Genomic DNA, 1,803 nt, shown 5'->3' on the forward strand with positions numbered 1-1,803 from the left:
AGCAGGATGGATTCAAAAGAGCGCGAGACATTAATGATGTGCTGAATATCAGACATGGTGAGTCAGCTCCTGAATGATGGCGGGGGAATTAACCGGCTGGGGATCGCCGGACACCGGCGGAAGGTCGCCCTGATGCTGCGCGCAGCCCGTAAGCGCACACAGCACCAGAAGCAAGGTGCTGAATTTCATGGAAGCCTCTTATCGGATAAATGCAGGAAAGCCGCACCGCTGGCAGAGGCCACGGCGTGACGGGAGAATGAGATTAGCGGTCGGGAGGATTAACGATGGCGCTGCTGATTCTGGCGTTTCATGCTTTCAATGGCGGTGCCACGTTTCTGCCAGGCGCTCACGGTTTTGCCCGCACCTGCGGCAATGAACCTGCCGGTTGTCGCTGCTGCGGCCATGCCACCTTTGGCGGTCAGTCGGCCCCCGGTCTTTATGCCGGGTCCGGCAACGTCGGCAGATTTGCTCGCCAGCCCGCTCAGTCCTCTCATGGCCGCACCCTGTAACACGGCCTGCACGGCGGCACCGCCTAATGCACTGGCAACTTTTGCCGAGAAGTAGATGATGACGCCTGAAATAACACCGGCGACACAGCACTGAACGCCGAGCGTGATGATATTGGCGTTATCCGCGAAACTGACCGCCTTATCCAATATTCCGTTCAGATAATTAATCACGATCCTGAGTGACAATGCTGAAAACATAATCGTCAGAATAACGGTAAATATAGTTTTCAACCAGTTATTGAACATGGAGGTTAGGAATCTATATAGCAGGCAGAAAATAAAAATCGGCGCGGTAGTGGTCATTAATACTATTGTGATTTCGGCTAAAAGGTTAACGGTCGAGCCGAATAGCAGGGTAACGATAGCGCCTCCCCAGACCAGAATTTCAGCAATCCCTCCGTTAAGTTTTACATAGTTGGAATCATCATTTTGATAAAGTTTTTGTCCGATTGTCTGTGCTTTTTCCCATACGGTATCGAGCAATGCCCAGACATTATCGTCGCCGCTGACACCATCTTTTAATCCATTAATGGCCGAGATGGCTAAATCCAGCCAACTGCCAAGATTTAAAACGAACGTCATGACCAACAACATTCGTCCGACATCCCATACGATATCTTCTATCGGGGTTTGAAGTTTTCCGGCCAGGGTCTGATACCCACGATAAGTGATAAATAATGTAAATGAACTGACGGCGATAACATTGATCATATTGCCGTACACGGAAGTTTGTCCCTGTAGTACGGCATTTAAACCGCCAGTGATAGTGTTGTTCATTCCAACAAACATACCAGCTGACATAGGTCACCTCGTTAATTTAAGTCGGGAACCTTTGCTTTCCCCTGACGGAGGTCAAATCGTGCCTCACGTACGTTTTTACAATCTTGGGAATCATCACCGGATGATTCGCACGTCTTATAACGGATATTCATTTCATCCTGGTGCTCTTTATACCATTGCGTTGATTTCGGGTTATCACATCCTGTCAGTAATAAGAATCCTGAAATAATTGGAATCAACAATATTGACGTTTTCATGTTTGCCCTCTCAATCATTAAAGTCAGGAACAGGCGCGGCGAGTTGCTGCTCATTGAAAGCTTTTTGCCGCTGCTGAGTCAGCATAGTGGAACGTTGCTCTGCCTGTTTGACTGACATTTCCCACTGGCTGGTCAGCGCATTCAATTGTACGCTTTTGGCCGCGATGGCGTTAGCCAGGTCCTGCGACTCTTTCGAATCCTGCGCATTAGCAATACGGTCTGATAAATCTGATATATCACCGAGCGTGCCCGTGATC

General features: G+C 49.0%; 4 protein-coding genes. All 4 read right to left on the reverse strand.

All coding sequences use genetic code 11. The features are described from left to right. Positions 1 to 48 precede the first annotated feature (48 nt). Complete coding sequence (locus J8X26_RS27520; RefSeq protein ID WP_208952676.1) at positions 49 to 189, reverse strand: hypothetical protein; 141 nt, start codon at positions 187 to 189, stop codon at positions 49 to 51. Between the two features lie 89 nt (positions 190 to 278). Then, on the reverse strand, positions 279 to 1,310 hold the full coding sequence (locus J8X26_RS27525) for a type IV secretion system protein (protein ID WP_208952677.1): 1,032 nt from the start codon (positions 1,308 to 1,310) through the stop codon (positions 279 to 281). A gap of 11 nt (positions 1,311 to 1,321) precedes the next feature. Continuing rightward, entirely contained in the window at positions 1,322 to 1,600 is a 279-nt protein-coding gene (locus J8X26_RS27530; RefSeq protein WP_307803534.1) for an EexN family lipoprotein, read from the reverse strand. Next, a partial coding sequence (locus tag J8X26_RS27535) for a type IV secretion system protein (protein WP_244370901.1) occupies positions 1,557 to 1,803 on the reverse strand: 247 nt, incomplete at its 5' end. The genes J8X26_RS27530 and J8X26_RS27535, both read right to left, overlap by 44 nt.

This window comes from Rahnella sp. ChDrAdgB13 (assembly GCF_017655185.1).
Taxonomy (GTDB): Bacteria; Pseudomonadota; Gammaproteobacteria; order Enterobacterales; family Enterobacteriaceae; genus Rahnella; species Rahnella contaminans.

Bases quoted from the DNA above. Each gene is read 5' to 3' on its own strand.
- J8X26_RS27520 (WP_208952676.1), bottom strand. From the start codon at position 189: ATGAAATTCAGCACCTTGCTTCTGGTGCTGTGTGCGCTTACGGGCTGC.
- J8X26_RS27525 (WP_208952677.1), bottom strand. From the start codon at position 1,310: ATGTCAGCTGGTATGTTTGTTGGAATGAACAACACTATCACTGGCGGT.
- J8X26_RS27530 (WP_307803534.1), bottom strand. From the start codon at position 1,600: ATGAGCAGCAACTCGCCGCGCCTGTTCCTGACTTTAATGATTGAGAGG.